1 protein-coding gene and 1 pseudogene are annotated in these 2,332 nt (G+C 59.8%); one reads left to right on the forward strand and one right to left on the reverse strand.

Annotation, left to right across the window (positions count from 1 at the left end; translation table 11 throughout):
- On the forward strand, positions 1–221 hold a 221-nt coding region (locus RMO57_RS03030), incomplete at its 5' end, for a putative toxin-antitoxin system toxin component, PIN family (protein WP_310384090.1).
- 56 nt (positions 222–277) lie between these two features.
- On the opposite strand, the pseudogene RMO57_RS03035 reads toward RMO57_RS03030, so the two are convergent.
- Positions 278–2,332 (reverse strand): annotated as a pseudogene (locus RMO57_RS03035) (DNA-directed RNA polymerase subunit beta'); the annotation flags it as partial.

Below are 2,332 nucleotides of genomic sequence, written 5' to 3' on the forward strand. Positions count from 1 at the left end.
GCGAGCCTTTGCCGGCGATTCGCCTTGTCTGCAGAGACAAAGACGATCAGATGTTTATCGACTTGGCCTTGGCCGAACAAGCCGGCTTTTTAATCTCAAAGGACCGCGCGGTTTTAGCGCTGGCAAAACGTGCACGGCGGGTCGGCCTCGCCATCATGACACCGGAGGCCTGGATCAAGCAGCAGGCACCCACGCCGCCGATATTGCAGCAGTCAGAATGAAAAAAAGGCCGCCCATCGGGCGGCCTTTTCAATTGCGGACAGTACTCTTTCAGTGCTTACTCAGCGCTGCCTTCCATGCCGGCATCAACATGCGCCATCTGCGCAGAAGCCAGTTCCTCGGCCTCCTGCTGCGCAATGGCGCGACGCTCGGAGTCATCCATCTTCTCCTTGGCCAAACGCGCACGGTGGAATGCCATGCCGGTGCCAGCCGGGATCAGACGTCCAACGATGACGTTTTCCTTCAAGCCACGCAGCTCATCGCGCTTGCCCATGATGGCCGCCTCGGTCAGCACGCGGGTGGTTTCCTGGAAGGAAGCCGCCGAGATGAAGGAGTCGGTCGACAAGGAAGCCTTGGTGATACCCATCAACACGTCAACGTGGGTAGCAATGACCTTGCCTTCCTTGCGCAGACGGTCGTTGGTGTCCAGCAGCTCCGAGCGCTCAACCTGCTCGTTGATGATGTACTTCGAGTCGCCAGAGTTGGTGATTTGCACGCGACGCAGCATCTGGCGAACGATCACCTCGATGTGCTTGTCGTTGATCTTCACGCCCTGCAAGCGGTACACGTCCTGCACTTCGTCGACGATGTAACGCGCCAGCTCTTCGATACCCAACAAACGCAGAATGTCTTGCGGGTCGGCCGAGCCGTCCACAATCAATTCGCCGCGGTTGACCACCTGGCCCTCGTGCACCAGGATGTTCTTTTCCTTGGGCACCAGCTCTTCGTGCTTCTTGCCATCCGGGTCGGTAATTTCCAGGCGATTCTTGCCCTTGGTTTCCTTACCGAACGAGACCGTACCGGTCATCTCGGCCAAGATGCCGACATCCTTTGGTGAACGGGCTTCGAACAGCTCGGCCACCCGCGGCAAGCCGCCGGTAATGTCGCGTGTCGTCTGACCTTCCATCGGGATACGAGCCAGCACTTCGCCCGGGGCCAATTCTTGTCCGTCGCGGATTTGAATCAGCGCACCGACCGGGAAGCCAATCGTCACCGAGTGATCGGTGCCGGGGATCTTGACTTCATTGCCATTGGCGTCGAGCAGCTTGACCTGCGGGCGGATCACCTTGGTGGCGCCTCGGCGTTTGGAGTCGATCACCACCAGGGTCGACAAACCGGTCACTTCATCGACCTGCTTGGCGACCGTGACACCCTCTTCCACATTTTCGAAGCGCGCCTTACCGGCGAACTCGGTAATGATGGGACGGGTCAAAGGATCCCAATTGGCCAAAATGGTACCGGCCTTGACGGCTTGGTCCGCACGAATAGCCAACACGGCACCATACGGCACCTTGTGACGCTCACGCTCACGGCCATGCGGGTCGGCAATGATGATTTCGCCAGAACGCGAAATCACCACCAACTCGCCCTTGCCATTGGTCACATAGCGCATCGTCGCATTGAAGCCGATCAGGCCTTCGGACTTGGCATCAACGCTGGACGCCACTGCCGCACGCGAAGCCGCACCACCGATGTGGAAGGTCCGCATGGTCAGCTGGGTACCCGGCTCACCGATCGACTGCGCCGCGATCACACCGACGGCTTCGCCGATATTGACCATGCCGCCACGACCCAGGTCGCGGCCATAGCAATGGGCACACAGACCGAAGCGGGTTGCGTAGGTCAGCGGGGTGCGGACCTTGATCTCGTCAACGCCATGCGTTTCCAGCATGTCCAGCGTATCTTCGTCCAGCATGCTGAGCGCAGGCAAGACCAGCGCTTGCGTCTCGGGATGCAACACGTCGATCGCGGTGACGCGGCCAAGCACGCGGTCACGCAAGGATTCGATCACTTCACCGCCTTCGACCAAGGCGCGCATCGCCATGCCGTTGTCGGTACCGCAATCGTCCTCGATCACCACCAAGTCTTGCGTCACGTCCACCAGACGACGCGTCAGGTAGCCCGAGTTCGCCGTCTTCAAAGCCGTATCCGCCAGACCCTTACGAGCTCCGTGGGTGGAAATGAAGTACTGCAAAACGTTCAGACCTTCGCGGAAGTTCGCGGTAATCGGCGTCTCAATGATCGAGCCGTCTGGCTTGGCCATCAAACCCCGCATACCGGACAACTGGCGAATCTGCGCAGCGGAGCCACGAGCGCCCGAGTCGGCCATCAT

This window comes from Roseateles sp. (assembly GCF_031397715.1).
Classification (GTDB): domain Bacteria; phylum Pseudomonadota; class Gammaproteobacteria; order Burkholderiales; family Burkholderiaceae_C; genus Paucibacter_A.